This is a genomic window from Westiellopsis prolifica IICB1 (genome assembly GCF_004323185.1).
GTDB classification, from domain to species: Bacteria; Cyanobacteriota; Cyanobacteriia; order Cyanobacteriales; family Nostocaceae; genus Pelatocladus; species Pelatocladus prolificus_A.
In genome coordinates, this window is sequence record NZ_NAPS01000001.1 from 844,558 (window position 1) to 845,872 (window position 1,315).

Below are 1,315 nucleotides of genomic sequence, written 5' to 3' on the forward strand. Positions count from 1 at the left end.
TTTGATACTCGTCAGCGAGTCTTTGATACTCGTCAGCGAGTCTTTTATACTCGTCATCGAGTGTTTGATACTCGTCGTCGAGTGTTTGATACTCGTCAGCGAGTGTTTGATTCTCGTCGTCGAGTGTTTGATACTCGTCAGCGAGTGTTTGATACTCGTCAGCGAGTCTTTTATTCTCGTCAGCGAGTCTTTGATTCTCGTTTGAGAGAAGATTTTGAAGAACAAAAGCTTATATTTTCAAGCTTGGGAGAAATCCAGTCCTAGCAAGTGGGATGGATAAAGGGAAAGGGAAAAGGGAAATTGTAGGGTGATTTGTGGGTGTTCAGATCCCCGACTTCTTAGAGGATACAGCTGGCGAATGGTGGGTTTAACCCCTCGTTCGCCCACAAATTGATTGTAGAGACGCGCCATGGCGCGTCTCTACATCTGGTGGAATGACGAAAAATCTTGATGAGGGGTGTCACCCCTGATTCGCCAGCTGTATCCTCTAAGAAGTCGGGGATCTATCAATTAGGCGAATTTTTCAGATAATTCGGGAATGTTGGGCAATTCTACTGAAATTATCATAATAAAACTATGTCAATACGCGCCTCTGCCCATGAATGAACTGCGCTCGAAAGGGAAAGAAACATGCAGCGAATAGGAAATTGGTTGAGAAATATTGCAAATTTAGTTAAGCAAGCGCTGAATTTGACAAACACAACTTCCGAATCTGCTTCTGATCTTTCACAAGCAGAGAAAGAGGAGATACAAAAAGCTTATCTATCATTCTTAATAGAAGTACTGCAAGCAACATACGAAAGCTGGGGTGATGCACAGGTAGTTTTTCCCTTACTTGCAGCAAACACAGATAAACTCAATATTATTTTTGCTGAATTACTCCGCAATTGGGCAACAAATCTTTTAGCAGAAGCGAAACCAGATGAGGCGCAATTCCTAGCCGCCGTTATTCTCCTTTTAAGCAATAGAATTAGTGAATTCCCCTTGGGTGACAAAGCCAGCAATATGGAAATTGCTATTACTGGCTATGAAACAGCACTGACTGTATACACCCGTGAAGCTTTTCCCCAAGATTGGGCTGCAACGCAAAATAATCTGGGTGCTGCTTACGGTGACAGAATACTCGGAGAGCGAGCCAATAATCTTGAATATGCGATCGCAGCTTATGAGAGTGCTTTAGAAGTTTATACCCGTGAAGCTTTTCCCCAAGATTGGGCTGGAACGCAAAATAATCTGGGGAATGCTTACTTATACAGAATACTAGGAGAGCGAGCCAATAATCTTGAAAATGCGATCGCAGCTTATAAAAGTGCTT

Annotated in this window: 1 protein-coding gene and 1 pseudogene; both read left to right on the forward strand. The window is 42.8% G+C overall.

Annotation, left to right across the window (positions count from 1 at the left end):
* The coding region (locus tag B4U84_RS30300) for a hypothetical protein (RefSeq protein ID WP_165490240.1) at window positions 1–264 on the forward strand (264 nt) is incomplete at its 5' end.
* A gap of 366 nt (window positions 265–630) precedes the next feature.
* A pseudogene (locus B4U84_RS03655) lies at window positions 631–1,315 on the forward strand (CHAT domain-containing protein); the annotation flags it as partial.